The organism is Rhizobium sp. 01T444, from assembly GCF_056398305.1.
The window spans coordinates 208,404-228,110 of the sequence record NZ_JBFTPD010000004.1 but is presented as its reverse complement, the minus strand read 5'-3'; the positions used below and the strand labels follow the sequence as shown (position 1 = coordinate 228,110).

19 protein-coding genes are annotated in these 19,707 nt (G+C 59.1%); 12 read left to right on the top strand and 7 right to left on the bottom strand.

Annotated features, from left to right (window positions below; genetic code table 11):
* Positions 1 to 246: 246 nt before the first annotated feature.
* From AC1DTN_RS09425 to AC1DTN_RS09415, 3 genes are all read left to right on the top strand, one after another.
* Complete coding sequence (locus AC1DTN_RS09425; RefSeq protein WP_442206784.1) at positions 247 to 1,731, top strand: cyclic nucleotide-binding domain-containing protein; 1,485 nt, start codon at positions 247 to 249, stop codon at positions 1,729 to 1,731.
* Positions 1,732 to 1,797: 66 nt separating this feature from the next.
* Positions 1,798 to 2,694, top strand: a complete 897-nt coding sequence (locus AC1DTN_RS09420; RefSeq protein WP_442206783.1) for a LysR family transcriptional regulator — start codon at positions 1,798 to 1,800, stop codon at positions 2,692 to 2,694.
* Between the two features lie 207 nt (positions 2,695 to 2,901).
* Positions 2,902 to 3,381 carry a carboxymuconolactone decarboxylase family protein gene (locus AC1DTN_RS09415; RefSeq protein ID WP_113320163.1) on the top strand — a complete coding sequence of 160 codons (480 nt, stop codon included), beginning with the start codon at positions 2,902 to 2,904 and terminating at the stop codon, positions 3,379 to 3,381.
* Positions 3,382 to 3,459: 78 nt separating this feature from the next.
* On the opposite strand, the gene AC1DTN_RS09410 is transcribed toward AC1DTN_RS09415, so the two are convergent.
* The 3 genes from AC1DTN_RS09410 to AC1DTN_RS09400 form a co-directional block, all read right to left on the bottom strand.
* Entirely contained in the window at positions 3,460 to 3,741 is a 282-nt protein-coding gene (locus AC1DTN_RS09410) for a GNAT family N-acetyltransferase (RefSeq protein WP_477920607.1), read from the bottom strand.
* A gap of 124 nt (positions 3,742 to 3,865) precedes the next feature.
* The gene (locus tag AC1DTN_RS09405; RefSeq protein WP_442206782.1) at positions 3,866 to 4,570 is read right to left on the bottom strand and encodes an MgtC/SapB family protein; all 705 of its coding nucleotides are present in this window, start codon (positions 4,568 to 4,570) and stop codon (positions 3,866 to 3,868) included.
* Between the two features lie 73 nt (positions 4,571 to 4,643).
* Positions 4,644 to 5,576 carry a hydrogen peroxide-inducible genes activator gene (locus AC1DTN_RS09400; protein ID WP_113320161.1) on the bottom strand — a complete coding sequence of 311 codons (933 nt, stop codon included), beginning with the start codon at positions 5,574 to 5,576 and terminating at the stop codon, positions 4,644 to 4,646.
* Positions 5,577 to 5,766: 190 nt separating this feature from the next.
* Here AC1DTN_RS09400 and katG point away from each other — a divergent pair, with 190 nt between their 5' ends.
* Together katG and AC1DTN_RS09390 are read left to right on the top strand one after the other, a co-directional pair.
* Entirely contained in the window at positions 5,767 to 7,950 is a 2,184-nt protein-coding gene (gene katG / locus AC1DTN_RS09395) for a catalase/peroxidase HPI (RefSeq protein ID WP_442206781.1), read from the top strand.
* A gap of 377 nt (positions 7,951 to 8,327) precedes the next feature.
* Positions 8,328 to 10,133, top strand: a complete 1,806-nt coding sequence (locus AC1DTN_RS09390; RefSeq protein WP_442206780.1) for a diguanylate cyclase — start codon at positions 8,328 to 8,330, stop codon at positions 10,131 to 10,133.
* Positions 10,134 to 10,157: 24 nt separating this feature from the next.
* Here the strand turns inward: AC1DTN_RS09390 and AC1DTN_RS09385 are convergent, their stop codons facing one another.
* The 4 genes from AC1DTN_RS09385 to AC1DTN_RS09370 all read right to left on the bottom strand — a co-directional run bounded on the left by AC1DTN_RS09385 (position 10,158) and on the right by AC1DTN_RS09370 (position 13,501).
* Positions 10,158 to 10,358, bottom strand: a complete 201-nt coding sequence (locus AC1DTN_RS09385) for a hypothetical protein (protein WP_113320158.1) — start codon at positions 10,356 to 10,358, stop codon at positions 10,158 to 10,160.
* Between the two features lie 139 nt (positions 10,359 to 10,497).
* On the bottom strand, positions 10,498 to 11,517 hold the full coding sequence (locus AC1DTN_RS09380; protein ID WP_113320157.1) for a quaternary amine ABC transporter ATP-binding protein: 1,020 nt from the start codon (positions 11,515 to 11,517) through the stop codon (positions 10,498 to 10,500).
* On the bottom strand, positions 11,510 to 12,397 hold the full coding sequence (locus tag AC1DTN_RS09375; RefSeq protein WP_113320182.1) for an ABC transporter permease: 888 nt from the start codon (positions 12,395 to 12,397) through the stop codon (positions 11,510 to 11,512). Before AC1DTN_RS09375 ends, AC1DTN_RS09380 begins: the two co-directional genes overlap by 8 nt.
* A 105-nt stretch (positions 12,398 to 12,502) precedes the next feature.
* Positions 12,503 to 13,501 carry an ABC transporter substrate-binding protein gene (locus AC1DTN_RS09370; RefSeq protein ID WP_439017833.1) on the bottom strand — a complete coding sequence of 333 codons (999 nt, stop codon included), beginning with the start codon at positions 13,499 to 13,501 and terminating at the stop codon, positions 12,503 to 12,505.
* Positions 13,502 to 14,045: 544 nt separating this feature from the next.
* Between AC1DTN_RS09370 and AC1DTN_RS09365 the strand changes: the two genes are divergently transcribed.
* From AC1DTN_RS09365 to AC1DTN_RS09335, 7 genes are all read left to right on the top strand, one after another.
* Positions 14,046 to 14,780: a GntR family transcriptional regulator gene (locus AC1DTN_RS09365; RefSeq protein WP_442206779.1), complete on the top strand. Its 735-nt coding sequence runs from the start codon at positions 14,046 to 14,048 to the stop codon at positions 14,778 to 14,780.
* A complete protein-coding gene (gene kduI, locus AC1DTN_RS09360; protein ID WP_442206778.1) occupies positions 14,770 to 15,606 on the top strand; it encodes a 5-dehydro-4-deoxy-D-glucuronate isomerase in 837 nt (278 codons plus the stop codon). Before AC1DTN_RS09365 ends, kduI begins: the two co-directional genes overlap by 11 nt.
* Positions 15,607 to 15,611: 5 nt before the next feature.
* Positions 15,612 to 16,367, top strand: coding sequence for a 2-dehydro-3-deoxy-D-gluconate 5-dehydrogenase KduD (gene kduD / locus AC1DTN_RS09355; protein WP_442206777.1), 756 nt, complete (start codon positions 15,612 to 15,614; stop codon positions 16,365 to 16,367).
* 87 nt (positions 16,368 to 16,454) lie between these two features.
* On the top strand, positions 16,455 to 17,138 hold the full coding sequence (locus AC1DTN_RS09350) for an amino acid ABC transporter permease (RefSeq protein WP_442206850.1): 684 nt from the start codon (positions 16,455 to 16,457) through the stop codon (positions 17,136 to 17,138).
* A gap of 8 nt (positions 17,139 to 17,146) precedes the next feature.
* The gene (locus tag AC1DTN_RS09345) at positions 17,147 to 17,800 is read left to right on the top strand and encodes an amino acid ABC transporter permease (protein WP_113208409.1); all 654 of its coding nucleotides are present in this window, start codon (positions 17,147 to 17,149) and stop codon (positions 17,798 to 17,800) included.
* Positions 17,784 to 18,512 (top strand): amino acid ABC transporter ATP-binding protein, encoded by a 729-nt coding sequence (locus AC1DTN_RS09340; protein ID WP_113320153.1) that lies wholly within the window; start codon positions 17,784 to 17,786, stop codon positions 18,510 to 18,512. Before AC1DTN_RS09345 ends, AC1DTN_RS09340 begins: the two co-directional genes overlap by 17 nt.
* A 206-nt stretch (positions 18,513 to 18,718) precedes the next feature.
* The gene (locus AC1DTN_RS09335; protein ID WP_442206776.1) at positions 18,719 to 19,513 is read left to right on the top strand and encodes a transporter substrate-binding domain-containing protein; all 795 of its coding nucleotides are present in this window, start codon (positions 18,719 to 18,721) and stop codon (positions 19,511 to 19,513) included.
* Positions 19,514 to 19,707: the final 194 nt, after the last annotated feature.

Here is a 19,707-nt window from a genome sequence, read left to right as displayed (position 1 = left end):
CCTGGAAGCGCGTGGAAAATCCGTATTCTACTCAATCGGCTGGAATTACCGCTCGAACTCAGAAGCCTCGATCTCGACGCGGGCGAAACCAGGACGCCGCCGGCAGGCTTTCCGAGAACTCGGCGTCGGGCATAGCCCGACCGGACCGAGCTTAAAAGCTATTTCTTTCCGCCTGGCCGGTCGTTAAATTCCAAGCGACGACGGGTGGGGGTGTTTCCTTGCAATTTTTGTCGATGAGAAGAGCGGATGCCGCAGGAAATCGTTTCGTTCGTCGTCTTGCTGAATGCCCTGGGCATAGCGGGCATCGTCGTATGGCATCTGCAGGGCCGTTCCCGGCCAAATGCGCGCCTGATCGTGCAGATCGCCTTCTTTGCCGCGATGACGATCATTCTCCTGCTGGCAGGGATTGTTCCGTTTCGGTTTGACCCGCCGCATCTGGAAAGCATGAGCGCACTTTTTGTCTCTGCCAAGATCCTCTGGTGGGTTCATCTCTCCTGGGCCGTCATCGGCTTCCTGCGCATCTACATCGTGCTGGATGGCAGGCCGCGAGAAGCAAGGCTCATTCAGGACCTCTTGGTCGCGGTGGTTTATCTCGGTGTCGCCCTGTCGGTCATGGCTTTCGTCTTCGGGGTTCCGATCGGAACGTTGCTCGCGACGTCAGGCGTCATCGCCGTCATCCTTGGTCTTGCCTTGCAGAATACGCTGGGAGACGTGTTCTCGGGGATCGCTCTGACGCTCGGACGTCCCTATGTCATCGGCGATTGGATTTTGCTCAGCGATGGCACGGAAGGACGGATCGTTGCCAGCAACTGGCGCTCGACGCATCTGCTGACGGCCGCCCACAATATCGTCGTCTTGCCGAACAGCGTGCTTGCCAAACTTGGGCTGACCAATATCAGCCAACCGGATGAAAACCACCTGATTACGCTGTCGATCCGAATTGTTCCGACACGCATGCCGCACATCATCCTCGGCGTCATGCAGACGGTGCTGGATAGCTGCAATTCCATCATCAAGGACCCACCCCCGGCGGTTTCGCTTGTCGGCATCGATGCCAGCGCGGTTTATATCGAACTCTATTTTCAAGTCACCAGTCCGCTGCGGCGAGGCCTCGCCCGCAGTGAAGTCATCGATCTTGTGTACCGCCACTGCAAGTCCAGCGGACTTCAGCTTGCGATGCCGCTCAGCAAGGTCATCACCGCAGACGAGCCCGTCGCACAGAATGTACTGGTCTCCAGTGCAGGCCCGGCGCAAAGTCTCATCGAAGCGATCCCCGTTTTCTCTGCACTGACAGCCGACGAGATAACGACGCTTGCGGCATCTGCGGCCAAGCGCACGTTTGCTCCCGGTGACGAGATCGCGAAAGAAGGAGACTCTCTTGCCAGCCTGATGATCATCCGGGCAGGCATCGTTTCGATGCTAAGAGACGGCAGTGAGACGGCGCGCCTGGCGCCTGGCGATTTTTTTGGCGAAGGGGGCTTTCTTGCCGGGATTGGAGAGAGCCATGCGCTTCAGGCGGTAACACGGGTGACCGTCTATGAAATCGGCAAGGAGGCTTTTGCACCGCTCCTGTACGAGCGCCCCGAACTCGCAGAAGACCTTGCGGCAAATCTCGCCTATCGGGAGGCATTGAGCGAGAATATCGGCAATCATGCCATGCAGCATGACCGCCGTCGGTCCTATCTGCTGCAAGCCATCCGATCCGTATTCCGCAACCATGCACATGGGTGACCATTGCGGCGCCGCAGCCGATATCCGGGCGGCTGCTTATCTGCAGGTCGAATTCGTGGAGGCGAGATGGGCAATTTGCTGGGCGAAACCGCGGGGCTGATAGCTTTTGTCAGAACCGTGGAAACGGGATCCTTCAGTGCTGCGGCGCGCAGCCTGCAGACAACGCCCTCGGGCGTATCTAAAAGCGTTTCCCGGCTGGAGAGCCTGCTGGGGGGGAAGCTCTTTCGTCGTTCGACACGTATCCTGACGCTGACGCCTGACGGAGAAACCTTCTTCGGAAATATTGCGCCACTTCTCCGGCAGATCGAGGAATCATCGGATGTCTTTCAGGCGGATCGCGGCGCGACCGGCCATTTGCGCGTAAGCCTGCCGAGCGAGCTTGCGAGGCTGCTGATGCCACCCATCTTCACGCGTTTCCTGCCGCAGCATCCCGGCATAACGCTCGATCTCGGGACGACGGATCGCCACGTCGACCTGATTCGCGAAAACTACGATATCGCCTTTCGCGTCGGCAAGGTCGCGGGAAGCGACCTGATGATGCGAACGCTGGTGCATCTGGAAATGGCGCTGGTTGCGTCTCCTGCCTTTGTCGAAACGTGGGGACGGGTGAACTCGGTGGAGAGGTTGCGTGAAATTCCCTTCGCGCGGTATGCGATCGACGGCCACACATATCCCATTCACTTTGCCAATGGCGCGACGATGATACCGACGGGCCAGGTGGACCTCGACACGGCGACGGCGATCCGATTTGCGGCATTGAGTGGAGCAGGCGTTGCTTATCTGATGAAATGCATCGTTCAGGAGGAGCTGGATCGAGGGGAACTCATCCAGCTTCTGCCCGACCTCGAGCTGGAGACGATGCCGTTCCAGGCTGTCCACGCTTTCGGTCGAATGCCGACCTACCGGCTGCGCCTCTTTTCGGATTTCATCGAGACCGAGATACGGAAGCATGCATCGCCGTAAGCAAGCTCGCGAGACCGCCACAGGTGCGGCAGTCCCGCCCGAAATCTCGGTCAGCCACCGCGACTGACAAGGCCGCCTGAGCTCATCCCCCAACCGATGGTTAGCTACCGTTTTTCCGTGCGCTTGCTACTCATTTTGTGACCGCATGCAGGCGCTTGCCTTGGCGGTCGGCTCCCCAAATCAGTAATTTTGAAGGACGAGGATGACATGACGCAAAGACTGAATTACGCCCAACTTTCGCCGGAACTCGTTAAAAAGCTGACCGCCTTTACCATGGAGCTGAAAGAGAGCTCCATCGAGCAGACGATAAAGGATTTGGTCGAAATCCGCGCGTCCCAGATCAATGGCTGCAGCTTCTGCGTGGACATGCATTCCAAGGAAGCAAAGATCCACGGCGAACGCGAGCTCCGTCTCTATCACGTCGCCGCCTGGCGTGAATCGACGCTGTTCAGCCCGCGCGAGCGTGCAGCGCTTGCCTGGACCGAAGCGGTTACCAAGCTCTCCGACACCGGGGTTCCTGACGAACTCTATGAGAAGGTCCGCGGCCAGCTTTCCGAGAAGGAAGTTTCCGATCTGACCTTCCAGGTCATGGCCATCAACGCATGGAACCGGATCAGCGTTGCGGTCAAGGCCGTGCCGGGCTCGGCCGATAAGCTTTACGGTCTGGACAGGGCTGGGCTGGAATAAAGCGATCGGCCAATATCGCGGTCGTATGGGAATGCGGCCGCGAGGGAATTGAGCCCGTGTAACTGCTGCCGGCGTCTATCAGCCAGTGATCAGATCATTGTGTTCCGGGTGCTTTGCGGCGTAGCGCGCCATGAACTCGCATTGTGGGATGACCTTCTGGCCGTTTTCTCTGATCAGCGCGAAAACCCCATCGGCAAGCTTCGTTCCGATTCCGGCGCCAGAATATTCGAACGGAACTTCGGTGTGGGTAAGGACGATCTTGTCGCCTTCCATCCGATAGTAGGCCATGGCCATTGCATCAGTGTTAATTGGCAGCTCATAGCGCTGCATCCGGCTGTTGTTCTGAACAAGAAGCGGCAAGGTCATTCTCCGTTCTATGGTGGCGTCAGCCTTCCGTCATCTCCCAGTTTCGTCAACACAAACGATCGTTTGGCTAGTCATCGTGCTTCCAAACACCTCACGTGCCCCACGTGAAGCCGATGCTCTATGTTAGAGTGGTGCGATGCTCAAAGCGCGTAACGCGGAAATTCTGTTCCAGCGATGCAGCAATGTGATCCGAGCCTGGAACGCCGCGAACGGATTTCCACCTGATATCGTAGATTAGCTCGCGATGTCCGTCGTCGAAATCCCTAAGCCCCGTGAAGCTTGCTTCGGAGAGTGCAGGCGTTGCCGCCGTCACATCTGGAATCCCGGCGCCGCCTTCCAGTTTGATTGCGATGGTGCCCTTCTGCTCGCCTGAAATCCAGCGGTCCACATGCTTGAGTGGAGAGAGGATCAGCACTGCCAGAAGGGTCACGATGGCGCCGACCGCGATCTGCCCGCCACCAAAACACAGGCCGATTGCCGTTATCAGCCATAAAGTCGCAGCGGTGGTGACGCCGGTTGCAATGTCGCCGCGCCGCAGGATCGCGCCTCCGCCGATGAAGCCCACGCCGGTAAGGATGCCGAGCGGGAAGCGCAGGATATCCATCGAGCCGTTTACGCTCTGGCTCGTCGCCAGGAGGATATTCGCCTGGATCATCGAAAGGCAGGCGGCGAGCCCAACGAGGATGGTCGTGCGCAATCCCGCGGGATGTCCGCCTCGCTCCCTGTCGAGGCCGATGAATGCGCCGGCGATGACCGTTGCTGCCAGACGGAGCGCAATGTCCGTCCAGTTCGGCGTCATGGGCATCAGTTCGATCAGATCCAACTCAGCCGTTCCCCTGTTATTAGTGCAGGAAGCTAGAGCGCGACCGGCGGACCGGCCAGTGGGACAGCTAAAATCACCCTTCGATACCGGGTCGTGTGGGATCGACGTGTTGATGCAGGCTTGCGGCCGAGTGGCGGATAACCTCCGAAATCTGCAGCAGTTGTTTAACCAGAGGCGTCGAATTGCGCCAGATGATGCCGATCGTTCTTAGGGGCTGGGGTCTGCGGAACCGGGAGATGGAAACATCGGCCGAGCGCGTCTCCACCGGCACCGCCATTTCCGGGATCAGGGTGACACCGATGCCGGCGCTGACCATTTGCACCAGCGTCGAGAGCGAACTGCCCTCCATGATTTCCCGTGGGCGCGTCGATTGTATACCGCAGAAGGACAGGGCCTGATCACGAAAGCAGTGGCCCTCTTCCAAAAGAAGCAAGCGCATTTCGCGCAAGGCTTCAGGTTCCGGCACGGGCTTGCCTTCGTCCTCGCGGTGCCGGACCAGCAGGAACTCCTCTTCAAATAGCTTGATTTCGGTTAGCGATGGTTCCGATACCGGTAATGCGACGACCGCTAGGTCCAATTCGCCCTGCGCCACTTCATGCACCAGTCTCGCCGTCAGCGTCTCGCGCACCTGGATCTCAATATTATCGAAGGTCTTGTTCAGATCGCTGATGATCGCCGGCAGCAAATAGGGGGCTATGGTCGGAATGATCCCGATTCTCAGCCGCGTCAGCAACCTGTCCTGTGACGCGCGGGCGAGGTCTCCAAGTTCGTCAACGGCACGCAGAATATCGCGAACCCTGAGCCCAAAGAGTTGTCCGAAGGCAGTCAGCCTGACCTCCCGCGCACCGCGTTCGAAAAGATTTCCGCCCAACTCCTCTTCAAGCTCCTTGATCTGCATGGACAAAGCGGGCTGCGAAATCGCGCAGGAATCGGCCGCATGCCGGAACCGGCCGTGACGTGCCAGGGCTTCAAAATAACGAAGCTGTTTCAGTGTAACGTTGGTCATAAGGCAAACTTATCGCGCTCATCAGTAAATCCAACTTAAAATTATCATACGCTTCCGATAAAAAGAAATTAGAGGGAGGATGCGTGCCGACTCCGGTTGACCGGAGTGAGGTGCAGGCACGCAATCAGGCCCAATAGTTTAACGGACAAGGCGGCTGTCGAACGGTCGCCTGGAGCAACAGGAGAAAACTATGGACCAGAAACCTGACAGCGCGGGTAAATGTCCCGTTGATCATTCGGGAGCAAGTCGCAGAGGCAATCGCGACTGGTGGCCGAACCAACTCGACCTGCAGATGCTTCACCATCATTCCGGCCTTTCGGATCCGCTGGGCAAGGATTTCGACTATGCCGAGGAGTTCAAGAAGCTCGATCTCGACGCAGTGAAGAAGGATCTTCATGCGTTGATGACGGATTCGCAGGATTGGTGGCCGGCCGACTTCGGTCACTACGGTGGTCTCTTCATCCGCATGGCTTGGCACAGCGCCGGCACCTACCGTATCACTGACGGCCGCGGTGGCGCCGGTCAGGGCCAGCAGCGTTTTGCGCCGCTCAACAGCTGGCCTGACAACGTCAACCTCGACAAGGCCCGCCGCCTGCTCTGGCCGATCAAGCAGAAATACGGCAACAGCATTTCCTGGGCCGACCTCTTGATCCTTACCGGCAACGTCGCGCTCGAATCCATGGGCTTCAAGACCTTCGGCTTTGCCGGCGGCCGTGCCGACGTTTGGGAGCCGGAAGAGCTCTACTGGGGTCCGGAAGGCACCTGGCTGGGTGACGAGCGCTATAGCGGAGAACGCGAACTGGCAGAACCGCTCGGCGCTGTGCAGATGGGCCTCATCTATGTCAACCCGGAAGGCCCGAACGGTACGCCCGATCCGCTCGCATCCGCTCGCGACATTCGCGAGACCTTCGCCCGCATGGCGATGAATGACGAAGAGACCGTGGCGCTGATCGCCGGCGGCCATACCTTCGGCAAGACCCATGGTGCCGGCGACCCCTCGTTTGTCGGCGTCGATCCTGAAGGCGGAGAGATCGAGGCGCAGGGGCTCGGTTGGACGAGCAAGTTCAACAGCGGTGTCGGCCGCGATGCCATCGGCAGCGGTCTGGAAGTTACCTGGACGACGACCCCGACCAGGTGGAGCAATAACTTCTTCTGGAACCTGTTCGGCTATGAATGGGAGCTGGAAAAGAGCCCGGGCGGTGCCCACCAGTGGGTCGCAAAGGGCGCTGGTGCCACCATTCCGGATGCGTTCGATTCTTCGAAGAAGCACCTGCCGCGAATGCTCACCTCCGACCTCGCACTGCGCGTCGATCCGGTCTACGAGGCGATCTCACGCCGCTTCCTCGAAAACCCGGATCAGTTCGCAGACGCCTTTGCTCGCGCCTGGTTCAAGCTCACCCATCGCGACATGGGCCCGAAGGTCCGCTATCTCGGCAAGGAAGTTCCGGCAGAAGACTTGATCTGGCAGGATGTCATCCCGGCCGTCGATCATCCCCTTATCGACGATGAGGATATCGCCGACCTCAAGGTCAAGGTCTTAGCCTCCGGTCTCACCGTTCAGGAACTCGTCTCGACCGCATGGGCGTCCGCTTCGAGCTTCCGCGGCTCCGACAAGCGCGGCGGTGCCAATGGCGCGCGCATTCGCCTTGCGCCGCAGAAGGATTGGGAAGTCAACGAACCGGCACAGCTCGCCAAGGTTCTCGGCACTCTCGAAGGCATCCAGAAGGACTTCAATGCAGCCCAGATCGGCGGCAAGAAGGTGTCGCTCGCCGACTTGATCGTGCTTGCGGGTGCAGCTGGTGTCGAAAAGGCGGCCAAGGCCGGTGGCCAGGGCATCGTCGTGCCGTTCACGCCGGGCCGCATGGATGCATCGCAGGAGCAGACGGATGTTGCTTCCTTCGCAGCGCTTGAGCCGCGTGCTGACGGGTTCCGCAACTACGTGAACAGCAACCGCCTGCAGTTCCTGAAGCCGGAAGAAGCCCTCGTTGATCGCGCCCAGCTGCTGACGCTGACCGCGCCTGAAATGACGGTTCTCGTCGGTGGCCTGCGCGTGCTCACGGCCGGCAAGCCCGAACATGGCGTCTTCACCGCGCATCCGGAAGTGCTGACGAACGACTTCTTCGTCAACCTGCTCGACATGGGCACGGTCTGGGCTCCGGTCGCCGGCAAGAACGGTGTTTATGAAGGCCGCGACCGCAAGACCAATGCGGCCAAGTGGACCGGTACTCGCATTGACCTGATCTTCGGTTCGCATTCGCAGCTTCGCGCGCTTGCGGAAGTCTACGGCCAGTCCGATGCCAAGGCGAAGTTCGTGAAGGACTTCGTTGCCGCATGGAACAAGGTCATGAACGCCGATCGTTTTGATCTCGTCTGATTGAAAAAACCTGTCTGGACGCGGCGTCTCCGCCGCGTCCAGGCGTCAAATACAGGTGAACATCGCTGTTCGCTTGTTGCGCACTCGATGGTCCGTTGCAGCTGGCCCAGCCAGACCGATTACAATCACCTCTTGAAACGAATCCGATAGAGGGCGGCCCACAGGCCGGGATCAGTTACACAAAACTGATTGATTGAGACCATTCGATATCGACAGCACCGCGCTGCGATTGCCAAGAGCCATGCCCGCCGCTACGCCGTTCTGCAGCTATTGCTCGATTCAGATTTTCGCGCTTTTTCGCAAACCGTATACTGCAACAGTATTATGTTAGAAGTTTCTTTAATTCCCCTTCAATCCGATTTCGCTATCATGGCCATATGAGAATAAGCACCATCACCAACTGGGCCTACGGGATAACCGTGATCCTCACGGCGCTTTCGGCTGTTGCTTTCATCATGTCGTCGCGTAGCGCCGACGACGAGCGGCGTGCGGTTGAAGAACATCTCGCTCTCGATACGCTGACCGAACAACTTGAGATGGGTGCCGAAGTCTCCAGTGATGAAGCAAGGCTCTACGTCATGCGCGGCGAACAGCGCCACCTCGATGCCTTCAAGGCGGACGAGGAGACCGAACGGCGGCGCGAAACGGCGGCTGAGCAGATTGCGGCACGGGATATATCTGTCGTCGAGCGGAATATTCTCGAGGGCATAGTCAAACAGGCTGAGGCACTTGACACGGTAGAAGCCGCCGCTGTCGATACTTTCCAGAGGGGAGACAGACAGGCAGCGCAGCAAACACTTTTCGGGCCGGAACATGAGCGGTTGCAAACGGCTCTCCTGGAGTCGGCCGGGCATCTGCGCGATATCACGGCGACACGCACGGGAGCAGCACTTGATGATGCACGCCGGCGCAGCGACCAATGGAGCCTTGTCGCCAAAGTCATGCTGGCGATGACCGGTCTGCTTTTCCTTGCCGTACTCTACTTCATCCTGCGGCGCCGCGTGGCCATGCCTCTGGTGCGCATGACCGGCATCGTTACACGGCTCGCGAGGCAGGATTACGCTGTCGAGGTCCCTGACGACCACCGCCGCGATGAAATAGGCGAGATGAACGAGGCCATCCAGATCTTTCGCGAAAACGGGCTTGAACGTGAACGCCTGGATGCGGAGCGGCGGGCTGACCAGCATACCAAGGATCTCATCCTGCAGATGATGCATCGCCTTCAGGCTTGTGAAAATCAACATGAGCTGGCCGATGTCGTTGCGCGCTTCGCGCCGCAGATCTTTCCAGGCATTGCCGGAAGTCTTTATATCCTCGACGAGGATAAGTCCGCTCTCGCGCAAGCCGGCACGTGGCTGGAGCCTGTCAACGCGCAGGCGGCCTTTCCGGCCAATGCCTGCTGGGCACTGCGACGCGGCCGCCCGCATAGGAGCGGCATCGGCGACGGCGATGTGCCCTGCCAGCATGTCGAGGGGAGTGGTGTTGCGGCCTCCTGTTTCCCGTTGACGGCACAGGGTGATATGATCGGTCTCCTCTATCTCGAGGAGCGTCACGCGCAGACGCCAGTGCTGGACAATGTCCGCCTCTATCTGGAGCTGATCGCCGAGAATGTCGGGTTGGCGGTCGCCAATCTGCAGTTTCGTGAAAAGCTGACTGATCTTGCTATCCGCGATCCGTTGACCGCGCTCTTCAACCGCCGTTTCCTCGACGACATGCTGCATCGGCGTGGGCGCGACAATGGCCAAGAGCCACTCGTCTGCCTGATGATCGACATCGATCACTTCAAGCGTTTCAACGACCAGTTCGGTCACGATGCCGGCGACATGGTCATGCAATATGTCGGGCAGGTCCTGCGCAGCGCTGTCGCCGATATCGGCAACGCATTCCGTTTTGGCGGGGAGGAGTTTACCATATTGCTGCCTGACTGCAGCGAAGAGCATGGTTTCGAATTCGCCGAAAAATTACGCGCGCAGATCGGCGGCGCGGCACTTTCATACTCAGGTCAGATCATTGGCGCAGTGACGGTATCAATCGGCGTGGCGGTGTCACCTGCAGAAGGCGCAGTCGATACGCTGGTCAGTCGCGCCGACGCGGCCCTTCTCGACGCCAAGGCCAAGGGCCGCAATAAAACTGTTCTGGCAAGCAATTTGAGCAGGCGATCGCAGGAAACGCTACGCGCCTGAATCAGGAAAGAGGCAGTATGCAGGTCAGTTGCCGGTGACGCCATGCGGCGCATTTTCGGCGATCTCGCGGGCGGCGCCATAATCGCGCTCGTGGGCGGAGCGGAAGCGGTGTTCGGTGCGGCCGGTCAGATCACGATAGTAGCGGTCGGTCATGCCATCGGCATAGGTGCCGGTATCGGCGTCGAATTCTTCAGTCGACGGCTTGATCGAGAAAAATTTGAACATCTTTGAGGCCCTCCACGGCGTGCTATCAATCCGGACGTGTCGTTCGGTTCCTTCTCCAAGATCATTATAATGAAAAAATTAACCATGTTTAAACAAACGGCATGTGTTTGGCTGCATGCCGTCTGATTGCTTAAGATTTTCATGCCTGGTGCAAAAGCAGCGCCAGCAACTGCTGCAGCGAAACGCCGCCCAGCGGCTGACCCTCCTGTGATATGACAGCGGCAGAGGAGACGTCAGCGCGAGACATTTCGCGCAATGCCCCTTCGATATCCATCTCTTCGGAAAGCTGCAGCTGGCTTTCGACCGGGATTTGCTTCGCGACGGCACCGATCTTGATGACCCGGCCGCGATTGACCTCCTTCACAAAGGCGGCAATGTAATCATTGGCGGGATTGAGGACGATTTCCGCCGCCGAACCCTGCTGGATGACTTCACCGTCGCGCAGGATGGCGATTTTCTCCCCGAGCCGGAGAGCTTCGTCGAGATCGTGGGTGATGAAGACCACCGTTTTCTTCAGGTCCTTCTGCAGATCGAGGAGGACGGTCTGCATGTCGACGCGGATCAATGGATCGAGCGCCGAATAAGCCTCGTCCATCAGCAGGATTTCGGCATCATTGGTGAGTGCACGCGCCAGGCCGACACGCTGCTGCATGCCGCCGGAGAGCTGATTCGGATAGTGCCCATCAAAGCCATCCAGGCCGACGCGCTTGATCCAGGCATTGGCCCGCTCTTCACGCTCCGCCTTCGCGACGCCCTGGATCTCCAGACCGTAGACGGTGTTTTGCAGCACGTTGCGATGCGGCAGCAGGCCGAAACGCTGGAAGACCATCGCGGTCTTCCGCCGGCGGAATTCGCGAAGCTGCAAGGCATCCATGCGGCAGACATCCTCGCCGCCACAGAGGACTTCGCCGGAAGTCGGGTCGATCAGCCGGTTGATGTGGCGGATCAGCGTCGATTTGCCAGAGCCGGAAAGACCCATGATGACGGTGATCTTGCCGCCGGGGATGGTGATGTTGATGTCTTTCAGCCCCAGCACATGACCATGCACTTTGTTGAGCTCGGTCTTCGACATGCCCTTGCTGACGGCTTCCACATAGTCGCGGCCGTTCGGGCCGAAGATCTTGAAGAGGCTCCGGATCTCGATCGAATTACTAGCCATGCACGATCTCCCGGTGCTTCTGGAGTCGCAGGCCATAGGCCTGGCTGATCCGGTCGAAAATGATGGCAATGCCGACGATTGCGAGACCGTTGAAGACGCCGAGGGTGAAATACTGGTTGGAGATGGCCTTGAGAACCGGCTGGCCAAGCCCTTGAACGCCGATCATGGAGGCGATGACCACCATGGCGAGCGCCATCATGATCGTCTGGTTGATGCCGGCCATGATGGTTGGCAGCGCCAGCGGCAGCTGGACGTTACGAAGCTTCTGCCAGCTCGACGAACCGAAGGCATCGGCTGCCTCCAGCACATTCTCGTCCACCATGCGAATGCCGAGATTGGTGAGGCGGATCATCGGCGGCAGGGCGTAGATGACGACGGCAATGACACCAGGCACGCGACCGATGCCGAGAAGCATGACGACGGGGATCAGGTAGACGAAGCTCGGCATGGTCTGCATGACGTCGAGGATCGGATTGACGATCCTCTGCATCGCATTCGACCGCGCCATCAGGATGCCGAGCGGCAGGCCGATCACGATCGAAAGCACGGTACAGACGAAGATCATCGACACGGTCTTCATCGTATCCTGCCACATGTCGAAATAGCCGATGACGAGAAGCGTCAGAACGCAGCCGACAACGACCTTCCAGCTGCGGCTGGCAAACCAGGCAATGGCGGCAAAAACAATCAGAATGATTGGCCAGGGTGTGCCGGTCAGCAGCCGTTCGGCCCAGATAAGAAAACTCTGCAGCGGGCTGAAGGCTGCCTCGATGCTGTCGCCATAGGCGCGTGTGAAAGCACGAAATCCTTCATCGACGCTCTTCTTCAGCTCGCGCAGCACGTCGTCATTCATTGTCGGAAATTTCCAGAGCCAATCCATAGCCGTTCCCAAAATAGATAGCGGCGGCGGCCGATTGTTGTTTTGGCCGTCGCGCCGAAGGATTGTCTGGGCAGCGGCAACGCTGCCCATGTCATGTCTGAGTGATTAGAGCGAAGCCTTGATCTTTTCGGCGGCTTCCGGGGAGACCCAGTCCTTCCAGAGAGGCTCATTATTCTTCAGGAAGTATTTGGCACCGTCTTCGCCGGTTGCCTGATTGTCGGTCATCCAGGCGATCAGCTTGTTGACGGTGTCATTGGTCCAGGCGCGCTTCTTCAGGTAATCGATGGCAGGGCCGCCGCGATCGGCAAAACTCTTGCTGATCAGCGTCTGCACGTCATCGGCCGGCCAGGCATTCGGCTTGGGATCGGCACAATCGGCAATCGAGGTGCAACGCTTCCATTCGGCCGCGTCATATTCCGTGCCGTATCCGAGTTTGACCATCTCATATTTGCCGAGCAGCGAGGTCGGCGCCCAATAATAGCCGACCCAGGGCTGCTTGCCTTCATAGGCCTTGGCGATCGAGCCATCGAGTCCTGCGGCAGACCCGGTATCAACGAGCGTAAAGCCTGCTTTCTCGCCATCATAGGCCTTGAAGAGCTGCGCGGTGACGACAGTGCCGCCCCAGCCCTGAGGGCCGTTGAAGACCGCGCCCTTGCTCTTGTCTTCCGGTGCCGGGAAGAGTTCGGGATGCTTGAGAAGGTCGGGGATGGTCTTAACGTCGGGGTGGGCGTCGGCGATGTATTTGGGGATCCACCAGCCCTGGATTGCGCCATCGGAGAGGATCTTGGCGCCTGCGACGACCTTGCCGCCTTCAAGGCCACGCTTCACCAACTCCGGCTGAAGGCTGACCCAGGCTTCCGGGGCGATATCCGGTTCGCCTTTTTCTGCCATGGAGGTCAGGGTAGGGACGGTATCGCCAGTGACGATTTCGGCCGTGCAGCCGTACCCTTCCTCAAGAATGATCTTGTCGAGGCTTGCGGCGACTTCCGCGGACTGCCAGTTCATGCTCGCGATCGTGACATTGCCGCAATCGGCTGCAAAAACGCTGCCGCTCGCGAGCATCGTGCCGGCTGCGAAGATGGTGGATGCCAAAAGTACTTTCATTTTTTTGTTCCCTCTGGTCGCGATGCATCTTAACCCGGGCGCCGGCGGCACCGCGTGCGCCGACCCTTGCATTGAGCCTGCTTTAGGACCGCAACGGCCATTCTGGTTGCGTCAGAAAATGGCGTATTAGAGCCTTCTTTCAAGGCTGTCTTAAATACGGCGTCGCTGACGGAACGATGGTGGGGCCTAGTCGCGCCTTGGTTGCGCGTTTCGTTCTAAGGGGCTATCGGCCAAGAGTTCAGACCACCATTCGATTGCGACGGATGGTCCGCGAGAATCGCTTCAGACAGACGCGTCAACACTCTCGTCCTCTGTGCGCCTGGCAGATTTTCCACCGCTGCTTCGTTTTCCACAACCGTAAAACTACGGCTCATCGACGCGCTTGCCAGAAGTTGGATACTAATATATTACTTTTACATCAGACCGGCTGGAGGCGGTCCTCGATGATTTCAAACACTCGATTGCTGATCTGTTGCTTGGAAGGAATGCGATGAATTCGCCCTCCGGAATCGCGCGCAAGAAGCGCTCCCTGCAAGGAGTCACGGTGCTTTCTCATCAGCGGGCGGCTGCCCCGCGGGCAGCGACGCTGGTCTACAATGCACTTCTCGATGACATCGTCTCGCTGCGTCGCAAGCCGATGGAACTGCTGAACGAGAAGGAGCTCGAAGCGCAGTTCGGCGTCAGCCGCACGCCGATCCGCGAGGCGATTATCCGACTTGCTGATGACGGCCTTGTTGATGTCTTCCCGCAATCCGGCACTTTCGTCTCCCGTATTCCGCGCCGCGCGCTTTACGAAGCGATCCTGGTGCGCAAGGCGCTGGAGGACACGACGGTTTCGATCGCGGTCGAGAAGATGACGCCGGCGGGCCTGCGTGCGCTGGAGCGCAATCTCGCTGATCTTGATGCCTGCCACCGCGAAGGCGATGTCGCGACCTTCCACGTCATCGACAATGATTTCCACCAACTGATCAGCAATATCGCCGGCTTTCCCGGCATCTGGGCGATCATCCAGCAAGTCAAGGTTCATAGCGATCGTTACCGCCTGCTGACGCTGCCGCAGCAGGGCCGTCTGACGCGCGTCATCGAGGAACATGCCGCGGTCATCGATTGCATGCGAGCCGGCGACAAGGACGGCGCGAAGGCGGCGATGGAGTTCCATCTCGGCAAGCTGCTGCACGAAGTCGAAGAGGCAGAGATGCTCGACCCAGCCTATTTCATTGAGGATGCCCCGTACGCGGCGGCATCCGGAGGAGAGAAGGACAATTCCAATGCAGATTGACGTACGACACGCCTCCCATCCTGAAGCTGTCAGGGACTTCGATACGGAAACGCTGCGGCGCCACTTCCTGGTCGAGACGGTTTTTACGCCTGGCGAGATCAGCCTGACCTATTCGCATTATGACCGCATGGTCATCGGCGGCGCTGCGCCGCTCGGCACGGCTCTGGTACTCACGGCGCCAAAGGCGATCGGCCAGGACACGTTTCTGGCAGAGCGTGAACTTGGCGTTCTGAATGTCGGCAGTTCCGGCAGCGTGATCGTCGACGGCACGACCTACACTTTGGCAAAGTATGACTGCCTCTATGTCGGCAGGGGCGCCGTCGATATCAGTTTCGAAAGTGCCGAGGCTGCCAATCCGGCAAAATTCTATCTGGTCTCGACGCCGGCCCATGCCAGCCACCCGACCGTGCTACTGACGCGCGACAAGGCGCGGCATCTGACGCCGGGCGAGGCGGCAACCGCCAACAAGCGTTCGATCTACCAGTATATCCATCCAGAGGTTTGCCAGTCCTGCCAGCTCACCATGGGCTTCACCAGCCTGGAGACCGGCAGCATCTGGAACACCATGCCGAGCCACACGCACGACCGGCGCACGGAAGCCTATCTCTATTTCGACCTCGATGCCGATCAGCGCGTCTTCCATTTCATGGGCGAGCCGCAGGAAACGCGTCACATGCTCGTCGCCAACGAGCAGGCGATCATCTCGCCGCCTTGGTCGATCCATTCCGGCGCCGGCACCAAGAATTATAGCTTCATCTGGGCGATGGCTGGCGACAACAAGAGCTTCACCGATATGGATCATATCGCCATCGGCGATCTCAGGTGATGGCGATGCAGGTTCTTTTCGACCTCTCGGGAAAAACTGCCGTCGTCACTGGCGCCAATACCGGCATCGGGCAGGGCATCGCCGTCGCGCTGGCTGAGGCAGGTGCTTCGATCGTCGCCGTCGGCCGTTCGCCGATGGATGAGACCGAAGCCTTGGTCGCGAAGGCGGGAGCGACATTCCATGTCATCAAGGCCGATCTCGGTACGATCGAGCCGGTCAAGCCGATCGTTGCGGAGGCGCTGGAACGCTTCGGAGCGCTCGATATCCTCGTCAACAATGCGGGCATCATCCGCCGTGCCGACGCGATCGACTTTACCGAGGAAGACTGGGACGCGGTGATGAACGTCAACCTGAAGACGGCATTTTTCCTGTCTCAGGCGGCTGCCCGTCACATGCTCGAAAAAAGGCGCGGCAAGATCATAAACATCGCCTCGCTGCTCTCCTTTCAGGGCGGCATCCGCATCCCGTCCTACACGGCCTCGAAAAGCGGCCTTGCAGGTCTGACCCGGCTGCTCGCCTGCGAATGGGCGGGCAAAGGTGTGAACGTCAATGCCATCGCCCCCGGCTATTTCGTGACCAATAACACGACGGCGCTGCGCGAAGATGCCGATCGCAATGCCAGCATCCTGGCCCGCATACCGGCCGGCCGATGGGGCGAGCCCGGCGATATCGGCGGTGCCGCCGTGTTCCTGGCATCGGCGGCATCCGATTATGTGCATGGCACGGTGCTGCCGGTCGACGGAGGCTGGCTGGCGCGCTGACGCGACAGCCGCGAGGAGACATGACGTTTTCCTGCGGGAAGGCAAGGTCGCGTCAGTGGAGTTGGCGTGGCCGGAATGGAGGAGGACATGCAGTACCAGTTCGATTTTTCGGCCTTGCTGCCCTATTGGAGCGATTTCCTGTCAGGCGCGCTCGTCACGATCGAGATCACCGTCTTTTCGGTGATCATCGGTCTGGTAATCGGCGTTGCCTGCGCGATCGCCCGCCGCTCGACTATCGGGCCGTTGCGTGCCCTCGTCAGTATCTATGTCGAGACGGTACGCAACACGCCCTTCATCGTGCAGATCTTCTTTATCTTCTTTGGTCTGTCCTCGGTCGGCATCCGTCTACCGATCATCGCGGCAGCCGTTTTCGCCATGGTCATCAATGTCGGGGCCTATACCGCCGAGATCGTACGCGCCGGCATGGATTCCATCCATCCGAGCCAGATCGAGGCGGCTGAAGCGCTTGGCCTGTCAAAGCTGCAGATCTATCGCGACATCATCCTTCTACCGGCAATCGAGCGCGTTTACCCGGCACTTTCCAGCCAGTTCATCCTGATGATGCTGTCGACCTCGATTGCCTCGCAGATATCGGCCGAGGAGTTGACGGGTGTCGCCAACAACATCCAGTCGAACACGTTCCGCTCGCTGGAAACCTACATGGTCGTCGCCGTTCTATACATCGCCATCACCTATCTGATGCGGGCAGGCTTCTACGGCCTCGGTCTCATCGCCTTCCCGCGCCGTCGCCGGCTCGGCACGTCGCTCTAGAGGTCGCCATGCTCGGTGGGTTTTCCTTCAATCACCTGATCTATCTGCTGGATGGTCTCGTCTGGACGGTGGTGCTGTCTGCGCTCGCCTTCCTGCTGGGTGGCATTGCCGGCTTCTTCGTGATGCTGTGCCGCATCTCGCGCTTCCTGTGGCTGCGGCGCGCAGCCCTCATCTACATCCAGATCGTTCAGGGCACGCCGCTCCTGATCCAGATGTTCATCCTCTATTTCGGCCTTGGGGTCATCAATATCTCCGTGCCGCCGCTGGTCGCAGCCGGCCTCGGCATGATGATCTATTCGAGCTCCTATCTCGGAGAGATATGGCGCGGCTCGGTGGAATCCATTTCGCGCACGCAGTTCGAGGCGGCCGAATGCCTCGGCCTGACACGCTGGCAGGCGCTGCGGGATGTGATCCTGCCGCAGGCGCTGAGGATCGCCACGCCTCCGACGGTGGGTTTCCTCGTCCAGCTCGTCAAGAACACCTCGCTCGCCTCGGTCGTCGGCTTCCTGGAGCTGACGCGTGCAGCGCAGGTGATCAACAACTCCCTGTTCCAGCCCTTCCTGGTCTTCGGTATCGCAGCGCTTCTCTACTTCGCTGTCTGCTATCCGTTGTCGGTCTGGAGCCGCTCTCTCGAGAGGAAGCTCAATGTCGGTCGCCGTTAAACTCACCAATGTCGTCAAGCGTTTCGGCGCGCTGGAGGTGCTGAAGGGCGTCTCCTTCGAAATCAACGCCGGAGAAGTGGTGGCGCTGATCGGCCAGTCCGGCTCCGGCAAGAGTACGGCGCTTCGCTGCATCAATCGGCTGGAGACGATCCAGGACGGCTCGATCGAGGTCTGTGGCCATCGCGTCGAAGACCCGAAGCTCGATCTCAGGACATTGCGTCGTGATATCGGCATGGTGTTCCAGAGCTACAATCTCTTCCCGCATATGACGGTCGCGGAAAACATCATGCTGGCACTGCGCCGCGTGAAGGGCATGCGCAAGGACCAGGCCTTCGAGATCGCCAAGCAGGTACTCGCAAAGGTCGGCCTGTCGGAAAAGATCGATGCCTATCCGGAGCAACTGTCAGGTGGCCAGCAGCAGCGCGTCGCAATCGCCCGTTCGCTCGCCATGCAGCCCAAGGTGATGCTGTTCGACGAGGTGACCTCGGCTCTCGACCCGAAGCTGACGGGTGAAGTTCTACGCGTCATGGAAGATCTTGCGCGCGGCGGCATGACGATGATCGTCGTCACCCACGAGATGGGTTTTGCCAAGCGCGCCGCCAACCGCGTCATCTACATGCACACCGGCAAGGTCTGGGAGACCGGTGGCGCCGACATTCTGAGCAAACCGCAGACGCCCGAACTCAAGGAGTTCATGGCTGCAGAGCTATAGAGCAATTCCAGCAAAACTGCGTAGCGGTTTTGCGTCCGGAATTGCGTGAAAACAAAGAGATGGAGCATTCCGCCATTCCAGAAAACGGGATGCTACAACCCCGTCATCGCGGGAGGAAATTGCCTGTCCCGGATGAGCCGGCACAGGTTTGAGAGGAGGCCCGACAGAGAGCGGGCAGAGGCAATCAGGTAGAGGAGACTTGGAGTATGCCGAAGACAATGATTTCGAAACTGGCACTGTTGGCGGGCGCGGGCCTGCTGGCGTTGGCAAGCGTTGCCCACGCCGATGTGCTCGACAATATCAAGAAGGCCGGCAAGGTTCGCATCGCGGTTGCGATGGGCATTCCGGAATATTCCTTCGTCGATGAAAACCTTAAGCCGACCGGCTCGGACGTCGAAACCGCGAAGCTGATTGCCAAGGATCTCGGTGTCAAACTGGAACTGGTGGAAATCACCAATGCTGCTCGTGTTCCCTCCGTGCAGACGGGCAAGGCCGATATGGTCGTCTCTTCGCTCGGCATTACCGAAGAGCGCAAGAAGGCGATCGATTATTCCGTTCCCTACGCGACGCTTGCGCTCGTCGTTGCCGCTCAGCCGAGCGTTGAGATCAAGAACTATGCCGATCTCGGCGGCAAACGCATCGGCGTCACCCGCGCCACAACAAATGACCAGGACATCACGGCCAATGCAAAGGATGCGGATATCGTCCGTTTCGAGGATGACGCAACACTGATCACCTCGGTCGTCTCGGGTCAGGTCGATATTCTCTCCAGCCAGTCGGCGGTTATCAACGGCATCAACAAGAAGATGGCCGATCATCCGCTGCAGGTGAAGTTCACCCAGAAGGAAACCAACCTCGGCATCGGTATTCCGAAGGGCGAAGCCGGCCTCAAGACTTGGCTCGACCAGTGGGTGAAGACCAATTTCGACAACAAGGTGCTGCGCGATATCTATCGCAAGTACCACAATGCAGAACTGCCCGACGATCTGACCTCGCGTTGATCGGATAGAAGCGTTGGCGCCTAACGGCGCGGCCCTCGAAGATCGGTCACTTCCACCAATCCTGTCGCCGCGGTCCTCGGGCCGCGGCGTTCGATTTTATGCGCCTGAATATCCAGCCTGTGATACGCCCTGCGTCCATCGATACCCGCGGCGACTTTGTCTTCTGTAAAATGTTGACGATTTATCGATAATTT

Excerpts from the sequence above, each read along its gene's own strand:
- AC1DTN_RS09340 (WP_113320153.1), top strand. The coding sequence starts at position 17,784 with ATGTCGGTCGCCGTTAAACTCACCAATGTCGTCAAGCGTTTCGGCGCG.
- kduD (WP_442206777.1), top strand. The coding sequence starts at position 15,612 with ATGCAGGTTCTTTTCGACCTCTCGGGAAAAACTGCCGTCGTCACTGGC.
- AC1DTN_RS09420 (WP_442206783.1), top strand. The coding sequence starts at position 1,798 with ATGGGCAATTTGCTGGGCGAAACCGCGGGGCTGATAGCTTTTGTCAGA.
- AC1DTN_RS09345 (WP_113208409.1), top strand. The coding sequence starts at position 17,147 with ATGCTCGGTGGGTTTTCCTTCAATCACCTGATCTATCTGCTGGATGGT.
- AC1DTN_RS09335 (WP_442206776.1), top strand. The coding sequence starts at position 18,719 with ATGCCGAAGACAATGATTTCGAAACTGGCACTGTTGGCGGGCGCGGGC.
- katG (WP_442206781.1), top strand. The coding sequence starts at position 5,767 with ATGGACCAGAAACCTGACAGCGCGGGTAAATGTCCCGTTGATCATTCG.
- AC1DTN_RS09350 (WP_442206850.1), top strand. The coding sequence starts at position 16,455 with ATGCAGTACCAGTTCGATTTTTCGGCCTTGCTGCCCTATTGGAGCGAT.
- AC1DTN_RS09400 (WP_113320161.1), bottom strand. The coding sequence starts at position 5,576 with ATGACCAACGTTACACTGAAACAGCTTCGTTATTTTGAAGCCCTGGCA.
- AC1DTN_RS09390 (WP_442206780.1), top strand. The coding sequence starts at position 8,328 with ATGAGAATAAGCACCATCACCAACTGGGCCTACGGGATAACCGTGATC.
- AC1DTN_RS09380 (WP_113320157.1), bottom strand. The coding sequence starts at position 11,517 with ATGGCTAGTAATTCGATCGAGATCCGGAGCCTCTTCAAGATCTTCGGC.
- AC1DTN_RS09370 (WP_439017833.1), bottom strand. The coding sequence starts at position 13,501 with ATGAAAGTACTTTTGGCATCCACCATCTTCGCAGCCGGCACGATGCTC.
- kduI (WP_442206778.1), top strand. The coding sequence starts at position 14,770 with ATGCAGATTGACGTACGACACGCCTCCCATCCTGAAGCTGTCAGGGAC.
- AC1DTN_RS09415 (WP_113320163.1), top strand. The coding sequence starts at position 2,902 with ATGACGCAAAGACTGAATTACGCCCAACTTTCGCCGGAACTCGTTAAA.
- AC1DTN_RS09375 (WP_113320182.1), bottom strand. The coding sequence starts at position 12,397 with ATGGATTGGCTCTGGAAATTTCCGACAATGAATGACGACGTGCTGCGC.
- AC1DTN_RS09425 (WP_442206784.1), top strand. The coding sequence starts at position 247 with ATGCCGCAGGAAATCGTTTCGTTCGTCGTCTTGCTGAATGCCCTGGGC.
- AC1DTN_RS09385 (WP_113320158.1), bottom strand. The coding sequence starts at position 10,358 with ATGTTCAAATTTTTCTCGATCAAGCCGTCGACTGAAGAATTCGACGCC.